Origin of the sequence: uncultured Dokdonia sp. (genome assembly GCF_947492815.1) — a bacterium.
Taxonomy (GTDB): Bacteria; Bacteroidota; Bacteroidia; order Flavobacteriales; family Flavobacteriaceae; genus Dokdonia.
Window position 1 is genome coordinate 1 of sequence record NZ_CANLOB010000110.1, and the last position, 406, is coordinate 406.

The following is a 406-nucleotide window of genomic DNA, read 5'->3' on the forward strand; positions in this document are numbered from 1 at the left end:
GTTGTTGATCCATCGGCATTAGTTACCGTTACTGTATAATCAAAAGTATCTGTGCCATTAAAGTTCGTATCTGGTGTGTAGGTTACCGTGCCATCTGTCTCGATAGTAACCGTTCCATTGGCTGGATTCGTTACATCAGTCACCTCATTATCTACACCCTCAAAAGTATCATTGTCTAATACATCAACATTCACTGGTGTATCCTCAGGGGTGCTATCAGCATCATCAACTACATCATCCACTGGATTCACGCTCACTACTACCGTAGCGGTATCCGTAGAGGTAGAGCCATCTGCATTGGTTACCACTACTGTATAATCAAAGGTATCTGTACCATTAAAATCAGGATCTGGCGTATAGGTCACCGTACCATCTGTCTCGATCGTTACCGTTCCATTGGCTGGAT

The 406-nt window shown here is 43.6% G+C and carries 1 protein-coding gene; it reads right to left on the reverse strand.

Going from position 1 to position 406, the window contains the following annotated elements; genetic code table 11:
• Positions 1-406: Ig-like domain-containing protein (locus Q1A01_RS23745; RefSeq protein WP_299686080.1), on the reverse strand; the 406-nt coding region annotated here is incomplete at both ends.